Here is a 17,236-nt window from a genome sequence, read left to right as displayed (position 1 = left end):
TGATGTGGGAATGCGAGGCTTAACTTCAAGTGGTCCTAAAAGAAAAAGGCCGGGCAGATTGCGCTGCCCGGCCTGAACAAATGTCCGTTTTCGCTAATTCGTCACGATTTCCGGCCCCATGAAGGTGTTGGGCAAGAAAGTCGAGATCCACGGTATGTACGTTACCATGATCAGGAAGACGAACAGCACGGCCAGGAACGGCAGCGCCGCTTTCACAACGCTCATCATCGGCATACCCGCCACCCCCGAGGTCACGAAGAGGTTCAGACCGACCGGAGGCGTGATCATCCCGATCTCCATGTTCACCACCATGATGATGCCCAGATGGATCGGGTCGATGCCCAGCTCAATCGCAATCGGAAACACCAGCGGTGCCACGATCACCAACAGGCCCGACGGCTCCATGAACTGACCGCCGATCAGCAGGATCACGTTCACCACGATCAGGAAGGTGACCGGGCCAAGACCTGCGGACAGCATAGCCTCCGCAATGTGCTGCGGCACTTGCTCATCGGTTAGCACGTGTTTCAGGATCAGCGCATTGGCGATCACGAACAGCAGCGTGACAGTCAGCTTACCGGCCTCGAACAAAGTATGTTTGGTGTCGGGATGGAACAAGGCTGTTACCAGAGCATAGGGCTTTTTCATCAGCGGCAGGTTCTTCGCTCCTTCTTCGGTGCTGAGCGGCCCCATGTCCTTGTAGACAAAGCTTGCAATGAAGAAGGCGTAAACAGCGGCAACCGCAGCGGCCTCGGTCGGGGTGAAGATCCCGCCATAGATACCACCCAGAATGATGACAATCAGGAACAGACCCCAACCGGCCTCTCGCGCCGAGGTAAAGACCTCGCCCCAGCCCTTCCACTCGCCCTTGGGCAGGTTCTTGACCTTTGCCATGACGTAGATGGTGATCATCAGCATCAGGCCAGCCATCAGGCCCGGAATGACCCCCGCCAAGAACATCCGTCCGACCGAAACCTCAACGGCAGCGGCGTAAACAACCATCACGATGGACGGCGGGATCAAGATGCCCAACGTACCCGCGTTACAGATCACACCGGCGGCGAATTCCTTGGAGTATCCAACCTGCCGCATCCCTGCGATGACAATCGAACCGATGGCCACAACAGTCGCCGGAGACGACCCTGAAAGCGCGGCGAAAAGCATACAGGCAAACACGCCCGCAATCGCCAGACCACCGGGCAAGTGCCCGACGCAGGCAATCGAAAACCGGATGATCCGACGCGCCACGCCGCCCGTCGTCATGAAAGACGAGGCCAGAATGAAGAACGGGATCGCCAGCAGGGTAAAGTGCCCCTCAAACGCTTCGAACAGCGTGCCCGCAACCGAAGCCAGTGAACTGTCGGAATATATCAGCAAGAAGAGAGTCGAGCTGAGACCCAGAGCAACTGCAATCGGAACCCCGATCAGCAGCAGGCCGATGACCATCGAGAAAAGAAGTACTACGTCCATCAGTCATGCTCCCCCTGCTGAGCGCGAACTTCTTCGATCTCGTCTTCGACTTCGTGGCTGGCGACCAGACGGTCGGTTTCACCGCGCCAGATCTGAACGGCGACCTGAGCGAACCGGATCACCAACAGCAACATCGACAATGGCAAGATGAAATATGGGACAACCTTGGGCAGCTTTTCGTAGTACTCGCCGTAGTTGATCATGTCCTCCAAAAACCGCAGCGGAGCGATCATGGGGATGTCGTCGACCTCATAGAAACTCTGACTGCGGGCATCGAAGTTAAACCCGGTTGGGAACCAGCGGCCCGACGTGGGCGGCAGGTCGGCGAATACCGCCCAGTAGTCATAGGCTCCCTTCAGCATCAGCAACGAGAACGCCAGACAGCACCCCACCGCGATCAGCGCCAGAATTCGCCGTGGCGCCGGGGCCAGCATGTTCAGGATCGCGTCCACACCCAGATGCGCGTGCTTTTTCACCGCGTAGGATGCGCCCAGCAGAACCAGCCAGCCAAAGGTGAACACCGTCAGCTCAAGCGCCCACAGGATATTGGAATTAAAAACGAACCGCGCGATCACGTTGGCAAAGGTTACGACCGTCATAAGGCCCAACAACAACGCGATCAGTGTTTCTTCGATATGGTCGACCAGCCCGCCTTGGCCGGATTTCGCACCAGACATCTTTCTGTCCCCGCATTTTTTGAGATGAGAGTAATAGCGGGCGGGCCTCTATATTGGGCCCGCCCGGCCTGCGCGTCGATAACTCCCCAGTCCCTGACGCGCGGCCTGGACCGGATTTAGAACCCGGCGTTGATGGCCTGAGCGGCGTCGATCTTGTCCTGACCTACGTCACCGGCAAACTTGTCCCAAACCGGCTTCATTGCGTCGACCCAAGCCTGACGCTGTTCGGGGTTCAGTTCACGAATGATACCGCCTGCATCAGTGATTGAGGCTTTGGCCGCTTCGTTCACCGCAAAGGCTTCTTTGTTCCGGGTCGCGGTTACTTCGTCCAGAATGGTCATGAACTGATCACGGACGTCCGGCTCTAGGCTGTCCAGCCAATCAACCGAGGTCACAACAAGATAGTCGATGATGCCATGGTTGGTCTCGGTGATGCCGTCCTGCACCTCAAAGAACTTCTTGCCGTAGATGTTCGACCAGGTGTTCTCTTGCCCGTCCACAACGCCCTGCTGCAGCGCGCCGTAAACTTCCGAGAAGGCCATTTTCTGCGGGCTGCCGCCGATGGCCTCCATCTGCGCCACCAGAACGTCCGAGGACTGCACGCGGAACTTCAGGCCCTCAGCATCGGACGGGTTCTCAAGCGGCTTGTTGGCCGACATCTGCTTCATACCGTTGTGCCAGAAGGCCAGCCCTTGCAGGCCGCGACGCTGCATACTGTCCTTCATCGCCTGACCGTCAGCCGAAGCCTGGAACGCATCCACAGCGTCGATGTTCTTGAACATGAACGGCAGATCGAACAGACGGAACTGCTTGGTGAACTTTTCGAATTTCGACAGCGAAGGCGCGGCCAGTTGCACGTCGCCCTGCAGCATCGCCTCAAGTACTTTGTCGTCGTTATAGAGGGTCGAGTTCGGATAGACCTCCATGCACATCACGCCGTTCATTTCGTCATTGACGCGCTGTTCCAGCAGCGAGGCTGCGATGCCTTTAGGGTGTTTATCAGTGTTGGTCACATGCGCGAACTTCACGACAATCTCGCCATCGTCACACGCCGCCATACCCGCTGTTGCAGTTACAGTCAGCGCCAAAGCAGTCGCAGCTGTTGTCAGTAGTTTCATAAGTCTTCTCCTCCCAGACTTCGTCAATGTTCACTTCGGCGCAGGTTCAACGCCGTATGTCGGGCAGTGAAGCGAATCGATGACCACGGCTCAACGTTTTGTTGCATATCTCGACGGTTCGCCGTTTTTCTATTTAAAACAGTCTATTAAAATACGTTTCTCAGAGTCACATATCAGGGCATAGTGACCACTGTGCGAAAATCCGCACAAGCATTCCGCCACTTGTGCGGATTTTCGCACCACACTCGAATCATCTCTGTAGAATCAACCCGGTATAGCATCGCACCATACGCAGCCTGCGCCAGCAGGCTGCACGGCCCAACGACTTTAACTGCATGCAATGCGGTGAAAGGCGGCGGGAGTTCTCGCGACTATCTACGGTAATCCTCGGGGCGAATCTGATACCGAGCCAGTTTGTCGTAGAACGTCTTGCGCGGCAGCTTGAGCGCCTTGGCGGCATCCGCAGCCTTGCCGTTGTGCCGACCCAGCGCAGCGATTAGCAGTGACCGTTCCACACGCGCCATCTGTTCGCTCAATCCCAAATCGGTGGCTTGCGCGACCTCTTCCGGCATTCCCAACACAAACCGCATCGCTGCTGACATAAGCGACCGCGCGTTTCCCGGCCAGTCACTTGCCATCAGCGACGCTAGATATTCCGAAGATATCTCGGGTTCGGCAATACCAGCTTGTTCTGCCGCTTGCGAAACGTAGTGCTGGAAGATGACCGGAATATCTTCGGGACGCTCAGCCAATGACGGAATGCGCACACGCATCACATCCAAACGATAGAACAGGTCCGCGTGAAAGCGGCCCTCGGCTGACATGGCTGACAGATCCGCAGTGGTACCCGCAAGAATACGTGCACCGACCCCCTGCTCGACCAATTCGAGCGCGGCGTATTGCGTGGCCTCGGGCATCGCCGAAATCTCATCAAGAAACAACGATCCTCCGGCGGCGTCTTCGCAAACCTGAACCAGAGCGTCGGGCGTCAGACCCGACGCGGGTCTTTTTACAAACGGTCCCTGCGCATGGGGCGACATCAGATGCACAACTTCGGCCACTTTGGAAATCCCACTGCCTGCGGGACCCGTCACCAGAACCTCCGCCCCGGTCGGCGCAACTGAACGAACGCGCTCTCTAAGGGCCTCAGCCTGGGGCGACAGGCCGAACAGTAAACGCGCAGCGGGGTCTCCGCGCTCCAACTCATGCTTCAAGGCACGCTGTTCCAGAACCTGAGAACGGGCCGAAAAGGCTCTGCCCAAAACCTCGAGAAGATCAGCGGCCGCACATGGTTTTTCCAGGAAATCAAAGGCTCCCTGCCCCATCGCCCGCACTGCCATTGGAATGTCGCCTTCACCGGTTAACAATATGACCGGCAGATCCGGATCCACCTCATGCGCGTAGTTCAAAAGGTGAAATCCATCCCGGCCCGGCATACGGATGTCCGACACGATCACTCCGGGAAAATCTGCGCGAATGTGGTCTTTGGCCGCCACAAACGACCCCGCAGATACCGGATTGTAGTCGGCAAGTTCCAGCGTCTGCGCAAGCGCCTCGCGAACTGCGGCGTCATCATCAACCAAAAGAACCTTGCGCGTCATGCCACTTTGTCTTCCCGGTAGTATTCAAGCTCAACAGTAAACACGGCACCTATTTTCGCGTTGGTACCTCGGATATTTCCTCCGAAACTCTGGACCAATCCATAAGAGATCGACAAGCCGAGCCCCATCCCCTCGGACGATCCCACTGCCTTGGTCGTATAAAACGGTTCAAACAGTTTCTCTGTATTTTCGATGCCCGGGCCAATATCTCGCACAGTCACTGCCAACCTGTCCCCAGCTTCGATTGCAATGTGAATCAACCGGTCTTCCTGCTGGCTCATTGCGTCTGCGGCGTTGTTGATCAGGTTTACAAACACCTGCACCAAACGCACTTCTCCGCCCCATGCAAACACCGGTTTATCAGGGCGCTGCCAATCCATCGCCACCCTGTCAGCCTTCAATCGTGCCTCGGTCAGTTCAACGGCGGTATCAATGACCTGAACCAGGTCGACTTTGCCCATCGGTTCGTTTTCGTTACGAGCAAAGGCGCGCAGGTTCTTGATGATCCGCGCCATCCGAGCGGCCATGTCCGAGATGCGGGACAGATTCTCAGATGCTTTTTCCTCTCGCCCCCGAGACAAAAACGCCGCCCCGTTGTCAGCAAATTGCTGGATCGCCATCAAAGGCTGGTTCAGTTCGTGACTAATACCCGCCGACATCTGCCCTAAAGCACTGAGCTTGCCTGCCTGAATCAACTCTTCTTGTGCGTGTTTCAGCGCGGCCTCAGCCTCTAGCCGCTCGCGCACCTCACGCCGAAGCGCGGTGTTGGCGACTGTCAGATCACGTGTGCGTTTTGCAACACGGCTTTCCAGAACGACGTTCGCTTCAGCCAATGCACGCCTGCGTTCGGTTGCCAAGAACAACAGCGCGCCGAAGGCAAGACAGATTGCCGCTACGGTTGCGGCTTGCAGCCCGGCCAACCTGCGCGCGGGGGATACGTCAACCAACACTTCGGCAGTCATGTCGATCACGGGCAATTCCAACATCAGATGCAGTGCGCGGCTTGGTAGGTAGCGGCCCCAATTCAACGTCCAAAGCTCATGTGGCCCCACTAGCGACGAGGCGAAGTCAACCTTTTGGCCTTCAGGCGGTGTCAAACCGTTCTGCCCGTTGTCGCGCCGCCAGAACAACAGGTCGGACCGGTTCGAGATAAAGACCACGCCCTCGGAATCGACGAAAAACACAGCTTCGGTACTGCCGCGCCATGTTTGTTCCACGTCCTGCACGTCCGCAACAACCATCAATGCCCCGTCTACATACCCTGAAGGATCAAAGGACGGGGCTGCGTATGTATAGGTCCGCTGGCCCGTGACCGGCCCGACACCATGGGCATTGCCCAAAGCACCCTGCATGGCGCGCTCGAAGGCCGGATGCGTTGCCATCTGAGATTCAACTACCGGCTGGGCTGCGGCCAAGACCTGACCGTTAGGATTCAGATACATCATGTTGACCGCCGCCGTTTTGTCGGCAACGTCCAACAACATCTTTTGCGCTGCCCTGCGGTTTTCGGGCGTTTCCAGTGTTTCCAAGGCAGGATGGCTTGCCATGAGGACAGCCAGTTCTTGATACACCTGCATCTGCGTGCTCAATCGGTCAGCCGCCAGTTCAAGGTCGGCCTCGGCCTTTTCGCTCAGCTGTGACAGCGCCTGACGATAGCCGTAAGACCACACCCCGGCAGACAACAGCCCGACGGCACACAGAAATCCCAGGATTACCCAAACTCGTTGCATAATATAGGGTCTTGCATTCGACGCGCCGCATGGCAAGTCTGCCGCGCATGAAGACGCTGTCCCAATCCCCGGTCGAGCCGGGTTTCGTACAAAACCCCTATCCGTTTTATGAAAAGGCCCGCGCCGAGGGCGACTTTGTTTTTTGGGACGACTACAACATGGTTGCTGCGGTCTCGCACAGGGCCGTTCAGTTACTGCTAAAAGACCGTCGCTTTGGTCGCGAAACGCCCGCTGAGTTGAAACGTTCTGGCCCTGCGCATCTGACAGCGTGGCTTGTCACCGAAGAAAACTCGCTGCTGGAAGTCGAACCGCCTCGTCATACACGCCTTCGGGCTCTTGTCATGCGGGCGTTCACGTCACGGGCAATTACCGCGCTCGAGCCGTCGATTCATGTCCTCAGCCACTCGCTGATCGACCGCTTTCCTGACGCGCCCTTTGATCTGCTGGACGCCTACTGCACGCAAATCCCGGTCATCACGATCTGCCGCCTTCTGGGCGTGCCCGAAGAAGTCTCACCTGATTTGTTGCGCTGGTCGCACGCAATGGTCGCGATGTATCAAGCTGGCCGCACGCGTAAGACCGAAGACGAAGCAGAGGCGGCAAGTCGGGACTTTACCGCATTCCTCAGCGAGTACATCGAGGAACGCCGGTCAGAGCCGCGCGACGATCTGATCACCCGTCTGATCGCCGCCGAAGAAGACGGCGAGAAGCTTTCGCATGATGAGCTTATTGCAATCTGTATTCTCGTTCTGAATGCAGGGCACGAAGCCACGGTCCACTCATTGGGAAACGGCGTGAAAACGGTTCTTCAACAAGGGCTTGATCCCAGAGGTTGCGAACTGGACGGGCTGGTTGAGGAAATCCTGCGTTACGACGCGCCCCTGCATATGTTCACGCGCTATGCTTATGAGGAAGTTGACATTTACGGCCACACTTTCAAGCGCGGCGACGAAGTTGCACTTCTGCTGGGGGCTGCAAACCGCGACCCGTCGGTCTGGAGCGACCCGGACCGCTTTAATCCCACTCGCCCGATCGTCACTAACTCCAGTTTCGGTGGAGGGCTGCATTTCTGTGTCGGCGCACCACTGGCACGGTTAGAGATGCGTATCGCGCTAAAAGCATTGTTCGAACGCTGCCCGAACCTGCGTCTTAGCGACGAACCGGAATATTCCAACACCTACCATTTCCACGGGCTAACCCGGCTGATGGTTCAGGTCTAGACACTCTCAGCCCTCGATCAGCGCATTTAGCGGCAGCATCGTGGTAGCCTTGATTTCCTCCATCGACAGCAGTGCGGTTACGTTGTGAACGCGTACTTCGGAAATCAGGGTTTGGTAGAACTCGTCATATGCCCGCGCGTTCTTGACCCGGACTTTGAGGATATAATCGATGTCACCGGCCAGCCGGTGCGCCTCTTGCACTTCGGGCCGGTCCCGCAAGGCCTTCAGGAACTTACGCTGCCATTCGGCTTCGTGCTCTGAGGTACGGATCAGAACGAAAAACGTGGCCTCGAATCCCAGCGCTTCGGCGTCCAGAAGAACGGTCTGTTGACCGATTACTCCTGCCCCTTTCAGCTTGCGGATACGATTCCAAACTGGGGTCTTGGAACTGCCGACACGGGCTGCTATTTCGTCCAGCGATTGGCTGGCGTCGCGCTGAAGCTCAGCCAGAATTTTCCGATCCGTGTCATCAATTCGCACCGACATTCCAATTTTTCCTTCGTTTCGAAACCCACGTCCCCGATCAGGACATTGACGGAACGTTTGTTCTTATTTAAGCGCCCATATGGCGCAATACCGGGAATATTTCCTATATTACAGGTCAAGTCAAACCAAGCGGAATCGAATATGCAGCTTACGCATTCATATGATGGCACTGGACACGTCGACTTTGTCGGCGCTGGTCCCGGCGATCCAGAATTGCTGACGCTCAAGGCGCTGAACGCCTTTGAGCGTGCTGACGTAGTGCTGCACGACCGCCTGATCAGTGCCGAGGTGCTTGAACTGGCTGCCATGTCTGCTGAGATGGTCGATGTTGGCAAGGCGGGCTTTGGCCCCTCTTGGAGACAGGAAGACATTGACGCGCTGCTTGTCGACTACGCCCTTAAAGGCAACCACGTCGTGCGCCTGAAATCAGGTGACCCCACTGTCTTTGGCCGCTTGGACGAAGAGATTGAAGCCGTCGAAGCTGCCGGTATCACGTGGCAGATTGTTCCCGGCATCACTGCGGCGTCTGCTGCCGTTGCAGGGATTGGTCAAAGCCTGACGCGCCGGGGTCGCAATTCATCGGTACGTATCCTGACCGGTCACGACATGAAAGGTTTTGCCGATCACGATTGGACCGCGCTGGCACGTCCAGGTTCCGTGGCGGCGATCTATATGGGCAAGAAATCTGCCCGCTTCATTCAGGGCCGCCTGATTATGCATGGTGCTGACCGCGAAACACCAGTGACTCTGGTGGAAAACGCCTCGCGCCCTGATCAACGCATACTGGCCACCAATCTGGACCAGTTGCCCAACGATCTGAACGCCGCCGATTTGGACGGCCCCACCCTGACCTTTTACGGCCTCGCCCCGCGCCAAGCGGCCAAGGCCATGACCGAATTCAAGAAGGAGCACGCCTGATGGCTCGCGCTTTTACCCCTAAAGTGGTCACTGCCAACGACCTGTTGGAAGGCGACGTTATTTACCTGACCGAAGACGACCGCTGGTCGCGCGAACTGTCGGATGCCGAATTGATCACAGACGAGGCCCACGCACAGGTCCGTCTGCTGGACGCCGCCCGTCAGGCCAACAAAATCGTCGGAGCCTACCTTGCTGATGCAGTCGCAGGTGCAAACGGCCCCGAACCCACCCATTTCCGTGAGGAGTTCCGCCGCACCGGACCCTCGAACTATGCCCATGGCAAGCAGGAAACAGAAACGCAGCCCCGGGCCTAACCCTCGGCCCTCTCTCTCCCCATAAAGGCCCCCAGGTTTCGGGGCTGCAACTAAGGACAGCTAGACATGTATCGCTACTCCGAGTTCGACACAGCATTCCTGGAAGAGCGCAACAAACAGTTCCGCGCGCAAGTCGAGCGCCGCATTGACGGCTCGCTCACCGAGGACGAATTCAAACCCTTCCGCCTGATGAACGGCCTGTATCTGCAGCTGCACGCTTACATGCTGCGGGTTGCTATCCCCTATGGCACGCTGTCCAGCGCGCAGATGCGCCAACTGGCCCTGCTGGCTGAAAAGTGGGACAAGGGTTACGGCCACTTCACCACCCGTCAGAACATCCAGTACAACTGGCCGAAACTGAAAGACGTGCCGGATATGCTGGACGCACTGGCCGAGGTTGGCATGCACGCCATTCAGACCAGCGGCAACACCATCCGCAACGTGACCGCCGACCATTTCGCCGGTGCCGCCGCGGACGAGATCGCCGACCCGCGCCCCTATGCCGAACTGCTGCGCCAGTGGTCAACCGACCACCCGGAATTCCAGTTCATGCCGCGTAAGTTCAAGATCGCCATCACCGGTTCGGAAAACGACCGCGCCGTGATCAAGGCGCATGACATCGGCCTGCAACTGGTCGAGCGTGACGGCGTTCTGGGTGCCCGCGTCATCGTGGGCGGCGGTTTGGGCCGTACCCCGATGATCGGCAAAGAACTGTCCGAATTCGTCGCCTTTGACGACCTGCTGGCTTACCTCGAAGCCACTGTTTCCGTGTGGAACCAGATCGGTCGCCGCGACAACAAGTACAAAGCGCGCATCAAGATCACCGTTCATGAAAACGGCATCGACACCATCCGCGCCAAGGTCAACGAGCGTTTCCTGCAGGTTCGCCCGCAGTTCAAAGGCGCCGACATGAACCTGCTGGAAGAGATCAAGGGCCACTTTGCCGCCCCTGCCTTCCGCGAAGGCTCCGTTGCGTCGTTTGAAAGCGCCTACACCAAAGATCCGGTCTTCCGTTCGTGGGTCGATACCAACATCGCGCCGCACAAGAACGCGGACCACGCGATCGTCACGATCTCGATCAAGAAACACGGCGCAACACCGGGTGATGCGACCGCTGAACAGATGCGCGTCATGGCCGATCTGGCCGAAGAGTTCACCTATGACGAGCTGCGCATCAGCCACGAGCAGAACGTGATCCTGCCGCATGTCCACAAGTCGGACCTGCCTGCAATCCACGCGAAGCTGAAAGAGTACGAACTGGCCACCGCCAATATCGGCCTGATCAGCGACATCATCGCTTGCCCCGGCATGGACTACTGCGCACTGGCGACGGCTCGCTCGATCCCGGTAGCGCAAGAAATCGCGACCCGTTTCGACGAGCTAAAGCTGGAGCATGACATCGGTCACCTGAAGATCAAGATCTCGGGCTGCATCAACGCCTGTGGTCACCACCACGTGGGCCATATCGGCATCCTTGGTTTGGATCGTGCAGGCGTTGAGAACTACCAGATCACTCTGGGCGGCGACGGCACTGAAACCGCGGCTATCGGCGACCGCACCGGTCCGGGCTTTGCCTATGACGAAATCGTGCCTGCCGTTGAACGCATCGTCGACACGTATCTGGAACAACGCGAAAGCAGCGAGGAGACGTTCCTGCAGACCTATCGTCGGGTAGGCATGGCGCCGTTCAAGGCGGCCCTCTACCCCGAGGCTCAGGCTAATGCCGCTTGACCTGATCCAGACGGAACTGGGTAAAGACCGCGCTGAACTGACCGAAACGGTCAACGCGCTGAACGCCCAGTTCCGCCATCACTCGGCGCATGACGTGATGCACGGCGCCATTGAAGAGATTGACGAGCTTGCTCTGGTCTCCAGCTTTGGGGCCGAGTCTGTGGTCTTGCTGCATATGGCAGCGGTGGTCGACAAGATGACTCCGGTGCTGTTTGTGGACACTCAGATGCTGTTCACCGAAACGCTGGAGTATCAGCAGGAGGTCAGCGAACGTCTGGGCCTGAAGAATGTCCACATCATCCGCGCCGAGGATGAAGATGTGCAGCGTGATGACCCTTATGGCGCGCTGCGCCTGCGGGATACGGATGCGTGCTGCAACCTGCGCAAGACCTTCCCGCTGCAGCGGGCGTTGACCGGCTATGACGGCTGGATCACCGGACGCAAACGCTTTCAGGCGGGCAGCCGGGCTGCGCTCGAGTTCTTCGAGGTCGAAGACGGCACGGGCCGCATCAAGGTCAACCCGCTGGCCCATTGGGCACCCGAAGACGTGCGCGCCTATATGGAAGAAAACAACCTGCCCCGGCATCCGCTGGTGGCCAAAGGATACCCTTCGATCGGCTGTGCGCCCTGCACCTCGCCGGTCAAAGAGGGCGAAGACCCCCGTGCCGGACGCTGGCGCGACCAGAACAAGGAAGAATGCGGCATCCATTTTGTCGATGGCAAGATGGTGCGCGCCGGAGAGAAAACATGAACGTAATCGTATCGGATACCGGGTTCGCCCCCGATGACTGGACCGACGGCTTTGTCACGTTGGAAGACGCGGCCAATGATGTGGTCGCGCTGGATGTGGCCTCGGACACCGACCCGGATGAGCTGATTGACCGTCTGGGCAGTGCGCAGATGGTGCGCGTGGACTTTCCGTCCTCGGCGGATGGACGCGGCTTTACCATAGCCCGGGTACTGCGCCTGAAGGGCTTTACCGGCCGCCTGCGCGCAAAGGGCCATATATTGGCTGACCAATATGCCATGGCGCGCCGCTCTGGTTTCGACGAGGTCGAGATTGACGACGCCTTGGCCGACCGCCAGCCCGAAGATCAGTGGCTTGCCCGCGCCAACTGGAAAGACAACAACTACCAGGCCCGCCTGCGCGGCTAAGACCGCCATCGCCAGCTTGTGAAGAAACGGGGGCAATCTGTCCCCTTTTCTTGCCTTGTAACAATGTTTAAACGGAGATGCCGGTCACGCTGACCGACAGTGAAACCATGACAGAGATGAAACCCGTGACCGAAGCCACCGCCGTGAAGGCCCCTGTCCTGCCGGACGCCCAGACCGTGACCGATGTGAAGCATTGGACCGACAGCCTTTTCTCGTTCAAGGTATCGCGCCCTGCCTCGCTGCGGTTCCGATCGGGCGAGTTCGTGATGATCGGCCTGCTGGGCGATAACGGCAAGCCGCTGCTGCGCGCCTATTCGATCGCCTCGCCTTCTTGGGATGAGGAACTGGAGTTCTACTCGATCAAGGTGCAGGACGGTCCGCTGACCTCGAAACTTCAGCACATCAAGGCGGGTGATCAGATCATCCTGCGGCCCAAGCCTGTTGGCACGCTGGTCCATGACGCCTTGTTGCCTGGCAAACGCCTTTGGTTCTTCGCCACCGGCACCGGCTTTGCGCCGTTTGCCTCGCTGCTGCGCGAGCCCCAAACCTATGAAGACTATGATGAGGTCATCATCACTCATACCTGCCGAGAAGTGGCGGAACTGGAGTACGGCCGTCAACTGATCGAAAACATCCGTCAGGATGAAATGCTGGCTGAACTGATGGGCGAAGGTTTTGCGGACAAAATCCGCTACTACCCAACCACCACGCGGGAAGAGAGCCCTAAGATGGGTCGCATCACCAACCTGCTGAAAGACGGCACTGTGTTTGCCGATCTGGGTATCGAAGGCGGCATCAACCCCGAAACCGACCGCGCCATGGTTTGTGGTTCGCTGGCTTTCAACCTGGACATCAAGGCAATCCTGGAAGAGTTCGGCCTGCGTGAAGGTGCCAACTCGGAACCCAAGGAATTCGTGATCGAAAAGGCCTTTGTAGGCTGATCCAACGGCGCGGGTCGCTGGATTAATAGCGACCCGCACTTAAACCCGCTGCAAAACCTGTGAATTTCAGCCCTTTCGACGCGGATGGCGCTTGAATCAGGGCGCGGGGCGGTCTAGATTTCGGGCTCGAAATTCTGCAATCATCAAAGGAATGAACCCATAGCCCGCAGACCCCACAACGCGCCGCCGCAAAGAGATACCGGACCGCGCGTCAATGAAAAGATCCGTGCCCCCGAAATTCGCCTGATTGGCGCTGATGGTGAAAACGTCGGGGTGGTTCATCCCGCCAAAGCCATGCAACTTGCGGCCGATGCCGGCCTTGACCTGGTTGAGATTTCGCCGAATGCGAACCCTCCGGTCTGCAAGATCATGGACTTCGGCAAGTTCAAATACGAACAGCAAAAACGCGAGAGCGAAGCCCGCAAGAAACAAAAAGTCATCGAGGTGAAAGAGGTCAAATTCCGGCCCAACACCGACACGCATGACTATGACGTCAAAATGAAGAACGTCTTCAAGTTCTTGGAAAAGGGCGACAAGGTAAAAGTCACTCTGCGTTTCCGGGGCCGCGAGATGGCGCACCAGAATCTGGGCCGTGAACTTCTTGAACGTGTGGCCGAAGACATCAAAGACCTAGGCAAGGTTGAAAACATGCCCAAGATGGAAGGCCGCCAGATGATCATGATGATCGGGCCTCTGCCGCAGAAATAAGGTTCTGACCAACTGAATTGAGCAAAGCCCCCTCATGCCGAGGGGGCTTTTCATTTTGATTAGATCACCGCCGAAATTGCCTTGCTCAATTTTCCGACCAACTCGTCGATCTGAGCATCTTCGATTATAAAAGGCGGGGCCAAAAGGATGTGATCGCCCAACCGACCATCGCGCGTACCGGACATGGGGTAGCAAATCAGCCCTTCGGCCAAGGCCGCCTTTTTGATCCTACCAGCCACACCAAGCGCAGGGTCGAAAGGCGTTTTACTGTCCCGATCCGCGACCAACTCAATCCCCCGGAACAGGCCACGGCCCCGAATATCCCCGACATTGGGATGCTGCCCTAGCGAAGCTTCAAGTTCTGTTTGAAGCTTTTCCCCCATGACAGCTGCCCGCGCAGGCAAATCACGTTCAGCCAGCTCGCGGACAACGGCCAATGCTGCCGCCGTCGCCACCGGGTGCCCGACATAGGTGTGACCGTGTTGGAAGAAACCCGACCCATCACGGATCGCATCATATATCTGACCTGTACACAACATCGCTCCGATTGGCTGATAGCCTGCCCCCAACCCTTTCGCGATACACAGAATATCCGGTGCGACGCCGTCATGGTCGCAAGCAAACAGATGCCCCGTTCGGCCCATGCCACACATCACTTCGTCCAATATCAGCAGCACGCCGTAACGATCACAGATTTCTCGGACACGTTTGAAATACCCCTCAACCGCGGGCACCGCACCCAAAGTGGCACCGACAACCGGCTCGGCGATGAAGGCCATCACAGTCTCGGGGCCGAGGGTCAGAATTTCAGCCTCCAGCTCATTGGCCACCAGCTGACCGTACTCATAGCTGCTCTCACCGTCCGGCTTTTCTGCGTATTCATAGCAAGGCGCGATGTGCGTCATGTCGATCAACATCGGCGCGAACTGTTCCCGTCGCCACGCATTCCCACCAGCTGACAATGCACCCAGTGTGTTGCCGTGATAGCTCTGCCTTCGTGCAATCACGTGCCTGCGGTCTGGCTGACCAATCTCAAGGAAATACTGGCGCGCCAGTTTGATCGCTGCCTCGGTCGCCTCGGACCCGCCGGAAACAAAGTAGACGCGGTCCAATTCACCCGGCGCATGCTTAACCAGCAGATCAGCCAGTGCCTCGGCGGGTTCCGAGGTCATAAAGCCCGTATGCGCAAAAGCGATCTTCTCAACTTGTTCCTGAACCGCCCGGATCACTGCTGGGTTGGTATGCCCCAAACACGAAACCGCCGCATCACCGCAATCCAGGTATCGGCGCCCCTGAGCGTCTATCAGATAACACCCGTCGCCCCCCGCAGCGATTGGTAGGTCAGATTTCGTGTGGCGTGGGAAAACGTGACTCATTCGACTGCCCTTTCCAACATGGCAACAAGCGCCGACACGGACGCGGCATTATCTTTCCAGAGGTTCTCTTTTTCATCAGTCAGACTGTTTTCGAACCCGACGCGAACGTCTCCGCCCTGCCGCGCGGCATATTCCAGGCAGGCGTGCTCCTGCGCTCCGAAAGCACAGACCATCCAAGGCGATGAAGTCGGTGGGAACTGATCCAAATCCTGCGGCACAGATTGTTGGCCAGTTGCATACCGGCCCAGCACAAAAATACGCTCTGTCTGCCCGCCTCGCACAATCCCGCTTTGCTGCCACTGCTCCAGCAGAGCGGAATCCTTGGCATCGTATAAAATGTGCTGCACCCGAGTTCCTTGAGCAGCACACAACCCGTAAACCTGATCCGCCAACTCGGGCGAACGCGCGATCTCACGTACGGAAACTGAGGCCCAACCCGGACGCACTTGTTCCAGACATGCTATCTGGGCGAAAACGTCAAACACCCCAGCAGCCTCAGTCGTAATTTGAATTTCCATTCCAGGCACAGACTGCCTAATCTCGGTTATTGTCTCAAGATAAAGACCGGAATCCAATGAATGTAGCCCTTCCGAGTCCCGAACATGCAAATGCAACCCATTTGCTCCCGCGTCGAAACAGGCCCGTGTAGTGTCTACGATCTGAACCGTGGATATGGGTAAACTAGGGTGGTCCGAGGTTCCCCTTCGCGCGCCGTTTGGAGCGACCAGAATATAAGGTCGCTGTGCATGTTCAATTTTTGAATGTGTTGGAGCCATGGATATCCCTCTGGGTTACCCAGTAGATTTAATATAGTCACCTTCGTTTTTTACTTGCCTATCGCATAACATTTGTTTTTTTACGGCAATGGAAACCACACCAAACCAACTCATCACGCGTCTGCGTCAGGAAATCGGCCAGATGCCTTCGGCCCTACAGGCAGCGGCAAAGTACGTTATCGACCATCCAGGAGATTTCGGTCTGGACCCGATCCGAACGACCGCCGCCAAAATAGGCGTCAGCTCAAATGTACTGGTACGCCTCGCGCAACGTCTGGGCTTTGACAGTTTTGAAGCATTCCGCGCTCCTTTCCGCAACGCGTTGGTAACAGATCGGGAAAATGATTTGGGGCAGGATTGGTTGGCCTCTCTACAAACTGAAGACGCCTTCAGTAATACGCAAGCCAAACTGGCGCTGAACGAACAGAACGTTGTCGCGCGGTCCTTGCGCCTGATGAAGCCTGAAAATGTACGCAAGGCCGTCGAGCACATGACCTCATCCAAAAGATGTTTTGTGACCGCAACACGCGCCAGTTATGCGCTGGCCTACTACTTCTCGTACGCTGGTCGCATGGCCCATCCGGGCGTGCAATTGGTGCCGCGTCACTTGGGGTCTGCCACTGACGATCTGCTGGATGCCGACCATCAGGATTGCTTGCTGGCCATTACAGTTCATCCCTACTCTGCTGATACCATCCAGTCGATGCGGTTCGCGAAACAAAGAGGAATGCGCCTCGTCTTGATTTCCGACAGCGACGTGATTGCGCCGGGGGTCGAACCCGACGTCGCCTTTACGGTCAGTACCCGCGCCCTGCACCCGTTTGCCTGCTTTACCGGCGCAATGGCCGTATTGGAATGCCTGTTGGGCCACTTATTCGACGCCGGAGGCGACGCGGCACGCCAACGAACGGATGCATACCAAAAAGCGCGTGAAGATACCGGGGCCTATTGGCAGCCCTCAAAACCACCAAGATTGCGCCGCAGTTGAAAGCCCCGACACAAGGTCAGGGCTTCG

17 protein-coding genes are annotated in these 17,236 nt (G+C 57.5%); 9 read left to right on the top strand and 8 right to left on the bottom strand.

Annotated elements, in window-relative coordinates:
• Positions 1 to 93: 93 nt before the first annotated feature.
• The 5 genes from ACR0LN_RS02370 to ACR0LN_RS02350 all read right to left on the bottom strand — a co-directional run bounded on the left by ACR0LN_RS02370 (position 94) and on the right by ACR0LN_RS02350 (position 6,596).
• Positions 94 to 1,470, bottom strand: a complete 1,377-nt coding sequence (locus ACR0LN_RS02370; RefSeq protein WP_480427536.1) for a TRAP transporter large permease — start codon at positions 1,468 to 1,470, stop codon at positions 94 to 96.
• Positions 1,470 to 2,147, bottom strand: a complete 678-nt coding sequence (locus tag ACR0LN_RS02365; RefSeq protein ID WP_480427535.1) for a TRAP transporter small permease — start codon at positions 2,145 to 2,147, stop codon at positions 1,470 to 1,472. Before ACR0LN_RS02365 ends, ACR0LN_RS02370 begins: the two co-directional genes overlap by 1 nt.
• 116 nt (positions 2,148 to 2,263) lie before the next feature.
• Complete coding sequence (locus ACR0LN_RS02360; protein ID WP_480427533.1) at positions 2,264 to 3,265, bottom strand: DctP family TRAP transporter solute-binding subunit; 1,002 nt, start codon at positions 3,263 to 3,265, stop codon at positions 2,264 to 2,266.
• 371 nt (positions 3,266 to 3,636) lie between these two features.
• Positions 3,637 to 4,866: a sigma-54-dependent transcriptional regulator gene (locus ACR0LN_RS02355; protein WP_480427532.1), complete on the bottom strand. Its 1,230-nt coding sequence runs from the start codon at positions 4,864 to 4,866 to the stop codon at positions 3,637 to 3,639.
• A complete protein-coding gene (locus tag ACR0LN_RS02350; protein ID WP_480427531.1) occupies positions 4,863 to 6,596 on the bottom strand; it encodes a sensor histidine kinase in 1,734 nt (577 codons plus the stop codon). The genes ACR0LN_RS02355 and ACR0LN_RS02350 overlap by 4 nt, the downstream gene beginning before the upstream one ends.
• Positions 6,597 to 6,643: 47 nt before the next feature.
• On the opposite strand from ACR0LN_RS02350, the gene ACR0LN_RS02345 reads away from it, so the two are divergent.
• Positions 6,644 to 7,816, top strand: coding sequence for a cytochrome P450 (locus ACR0LN_RS02345; RefSeq protein WP_480427686.1), 1,173 nt, complete (start codon positions 6,644 to 6,646; stop codon positions 7,814 to 7,816).
• A gap of 6 nt (positions 7,817 to 7,822) precedes the next feature.
• On the opposite strand, the gene ACR0LN_RS02340 is transcribed toward ACR0LN_RS02345, so the two are convergent.
• The gene (locus ACR0LN_RS02340) at positions 7,823 to 8,302 is read right to left on the bottom strand and encodes an Lrp/AsnC family transcriptional regulator (RefSeq protein ID WP_480427530.1); all 480 of its coding nucleotides are present in this window, start codon (positions 8,300 to 8,302) and stop codon (positions 7,823 to 7,825) included.
• Between the two features lie 141 nt (positions 8,303 to 8,443).
• On the opposite strand from ACR0LN_RS02340, the gene cobA reads away from it, so the two are divergent.
• The 7 genes from cobA (at position 8,444) to infC (ending at position 14,069) form a co-directional block, all read left to right on the top strand.
• Positions 8,444 to 9,220, top strand: coding sequence for a uroporphyrinogen-III C-methyltransferase (gene cobA / locus ACR0LN_RS02335; protein ID WP_480427529.1), 777 nt, complete (start codon positions 8,444 to 8,446; stop codon positions 9,218 to 9,220).
• Positions 9,220 to 9,534: a DUF2849 domain-containing protein gene (locus tag ACR0LN_RS02330; protein ID WP_480427527.1), complete on the top strand. Its 315-nt coding sequence runs from the start codon at positions 9,220 to 9,222 to the stop codon at positions 9,532 to 9,534. Before cobA ends, ACR0LN_RS02330 begins: the two co-directional genes overlap by 1 nt.
• Positions 9,535 to 9,600: 66 nt before the next feature.
• The gene (locus tag ACR0LN_RS02325) at positions 9,601 to 11,265 is read left to right on the top strand and encodes a nitrite/sulfite reductase (protein ID WP_480427526.1); all 1,665 of its coding nucleotides are present in this window, start codon (positions 9,601 to 9,603) and stop codon (positions 11,263 to 11,265) included.
• Positions 11,255 to 12,016 (top strand): phosphoadenylyl-sulfate reductase, encoded by a 762-nt coding sequence (locus ACR0LN_RS02320; RefSeq protein WP_480427524.1) that lies wholly within the window; start codon positions 11,255 to 11,257, stop codon positions 12,014 to 12,016. The genes ACR0LN_RS02325 and ACR0LN_RS02320 overlap by 11 nt, the downstream gene beginning before the upstream one ends.
• Positions 12,013 to 12,420, top strand: a complete 408-nt coding sequence (locus tag ACR0LN_RS02315; protein ID WP_480427522.1) for a DUF934 domain-containing protein — start codon at positions 12,013 to 12,015, stop codon at positions 12,418 to 12,420. The genes ACR0LN_RS02320 and ACR0LN_RS02315 overlap by 4 nt, the downstream gene beginning before the upstream one ends.
• 107 nt (positions 12,421 to 12,527) lie before the next feature.
• Positions 12,528 to 13,361, top strand: a complete 834-nt coding sequence (locus tag ACR0LN_RS02310; RefSeq protein WP_480427685.1) for a ferredoxin--NADP reductase — start codon at positions 12,528 to 12,530, stop codon at positions 13,359 to 13,361.
• A 117-nt stretch (positions 13,362 to 13,478) separates the two neighbouring features.
• Positions 13,479 to 14,069: a translation initiation factor IF-3 gene (gene infC, locus ACR0LN_RS02305; protein WP_425328919.1), complete on the top strand. Its 591-nt coding sequence runs from the start codon at positions 13,479 to 13,481 to the stop codon at positions 14,067 to 14,069.
• Positions 14,070 to 14,128: 59 nt separating this feature from the next.
• On the opposite strand, the gene ACR0LN_RS02300 is transcribed toward infC, so the two are convergent.
• Both ACR0LN_RS02300 and ACR0LN_RS02295 read right to left on the bottom strand, forming a co-directional pair.
• Positions 14,129 to 15,445 carry an aspartate aminotransferase family protein gene (locus ACR0LN_RS02300; RefSeq protein WP_480427521.1) on the bottom strand — a complete coding sequence of 439 codons (1,317 nt, stop codon included), beginning with the start codon at positions 15,443 to 15,445 and terminating at the stop codon, positions 14,129 to 14,131.
• Complete coding sequence (locus ACR0LN_RS02295) at positions 15,442 to 16,221, bottom strand: beta-keto acid cleavage family enzyme (protein WP_480427520.1); 780 nt, start codon at positions 16,219 to 16,221, stop codon at positions 15,442 to 15,444. The genes ACR0LN_RS02300 and ACR0LN_RS02295 overlap by 4 nt, the downstream gene beginning before the upstream one ends.
• 142 nt (positions 16,222 to 16,363) lie before the next feature.
• Here ACR0LN_RS02295 and ACR0LN_RS02290 point away from each other — a divergent pair, with 142 nt between their 5' ends.
• A complete protein-coding gene (locus ACR0LN_RS02290; protein ID WP_480427519.1) occupies positions 16,364 to 17,209 on the top strand; it encodes a MurR/RpiR family transcriptional regulator in 846 nt (281 codons plus the stop codon).
• Positions 17,210 to 17,236: the final 27 nt, after the last annotated feature.

The sequence above is a fragment of the Ruegeria sp. AA6 genome (assembly GCF_056542865.1).
This window is presented reverse-complemented; position numbering and strand designations above follow the sequence as displayed.

Bases quoted from the DNA above. Each gene is read 5' to 3' on its own strand.
- ACR0LN_RS02370 (WP_480427536.1), bottom strand. From the start codon at position 1,470: ATGGACGTAGTACTTCTTTTCTCGATGGTCATCGGCCTGCTGCTGATC.
- ACR0LN_RS02365 (WP_480427535.1), bottom strand. From the start codon at position 2,147: ATGTCTGGTGCGAAATCCGGCCAAGGCGGGCTGGTCGACCATATCGAA.
- ACR0LN_RS02360 (WP_480427533.1), bottom strand. From the start codon at position 3,265: ATGAAACTACTGACAACAGCTGCGACTGCTTTGGCGCTGACTGTAACT.
- ACR0LN_RS02355 (WP_480427532.1), bottom strand. From the start codon at position 4,866: ATGACGCGCAAGGTTCTTTTGGTTGATGATGACGCCGCAGTTCGCGAG.
- ACR0LN_RS02350 (WP_480427531.1), bottom strand. From the start codon at position 6,596: ATGCAACGAGTTTGGGTAATCCTGGGATTTCTGTGTGCCGTCGGGCTG.
- ACR0LN_RS02345 (WP_480427686.1), top strand. From the start codon at position 6,644: ATGAAGACGCTGTCCCAATCCCCGGTCGAGCCGGGTTTCGTACAAAAC.
- ACR0LN_RS02340 (WP_480427530.1), bottom strand. From the start codon at position 8,302: ATGTCGGTGCGAATTGATGACACGGATCGGAAAATTCTGGCTGAGCTT.
- cobA (WP_480427529.1), top strand. From the start codon at position 8,444: ATGCAGCTTACGCATTCATATGATGGCACTGGACACGTCGACTTTGTC.
- ACR0LN_RS02330 (WP_480427527.1), top strand. From the start codon at position 9,220: ATGGCTCGCGCTTTTACCCCTAAAGTGGTCACTGCCAACGACCTGTTG.
- ACR0LN_RS02325 (WP_480427526.1), top strand. From the start codon at position 9,601: ATGTATCGCTACTCCGAGTTCGACACAGCATTCCTGGAAGAGCGCAAC.
- ACR0LN_RS02320 (WP_480427524.1), top strand. From the start codon at position 11,255: ATGCCGCTTGACCTGATCCAGACGGAACTGGGTAAAGACCGCGCTGAA.
- ACR0LN_RS02315 (WP_480427522.1), top strand. From the start codon at position 12,013: ATGAACGTAATCGTATCGGATACCGGGTTCGCCCCCGATGACTGGACC.
- ACR0LN_RS02310 (WP_480427685.1), top strand. From the start codon at position 12,528: ATGACAGAGATGAAACCCGTGACCGAAGCCACCGCCGTGAAGGCCCCT.
- ACR0LN_RS02300 (WP_480427521.1), bottom strand. From the start codon at position 15,445: ATGAGTCACGTTTTCCCACGCCACACGAAATCTGACCTACCAATCGCT.
- ACR0LN_RS02295 (WP_480427520.1), bottom strand. From the start codon at position 16,221: ATGGCTCCAACACATTCAAAAATTGAACATGCACAGCGACCTTATATT.
- ACR0LN_RS02290 (WP_480427519.1), top strand. From the start codon at position 16,364: ATGCCTTCGGCCCTACAGGCAGCGGCAAAGTACGTTATCGACCATCCA.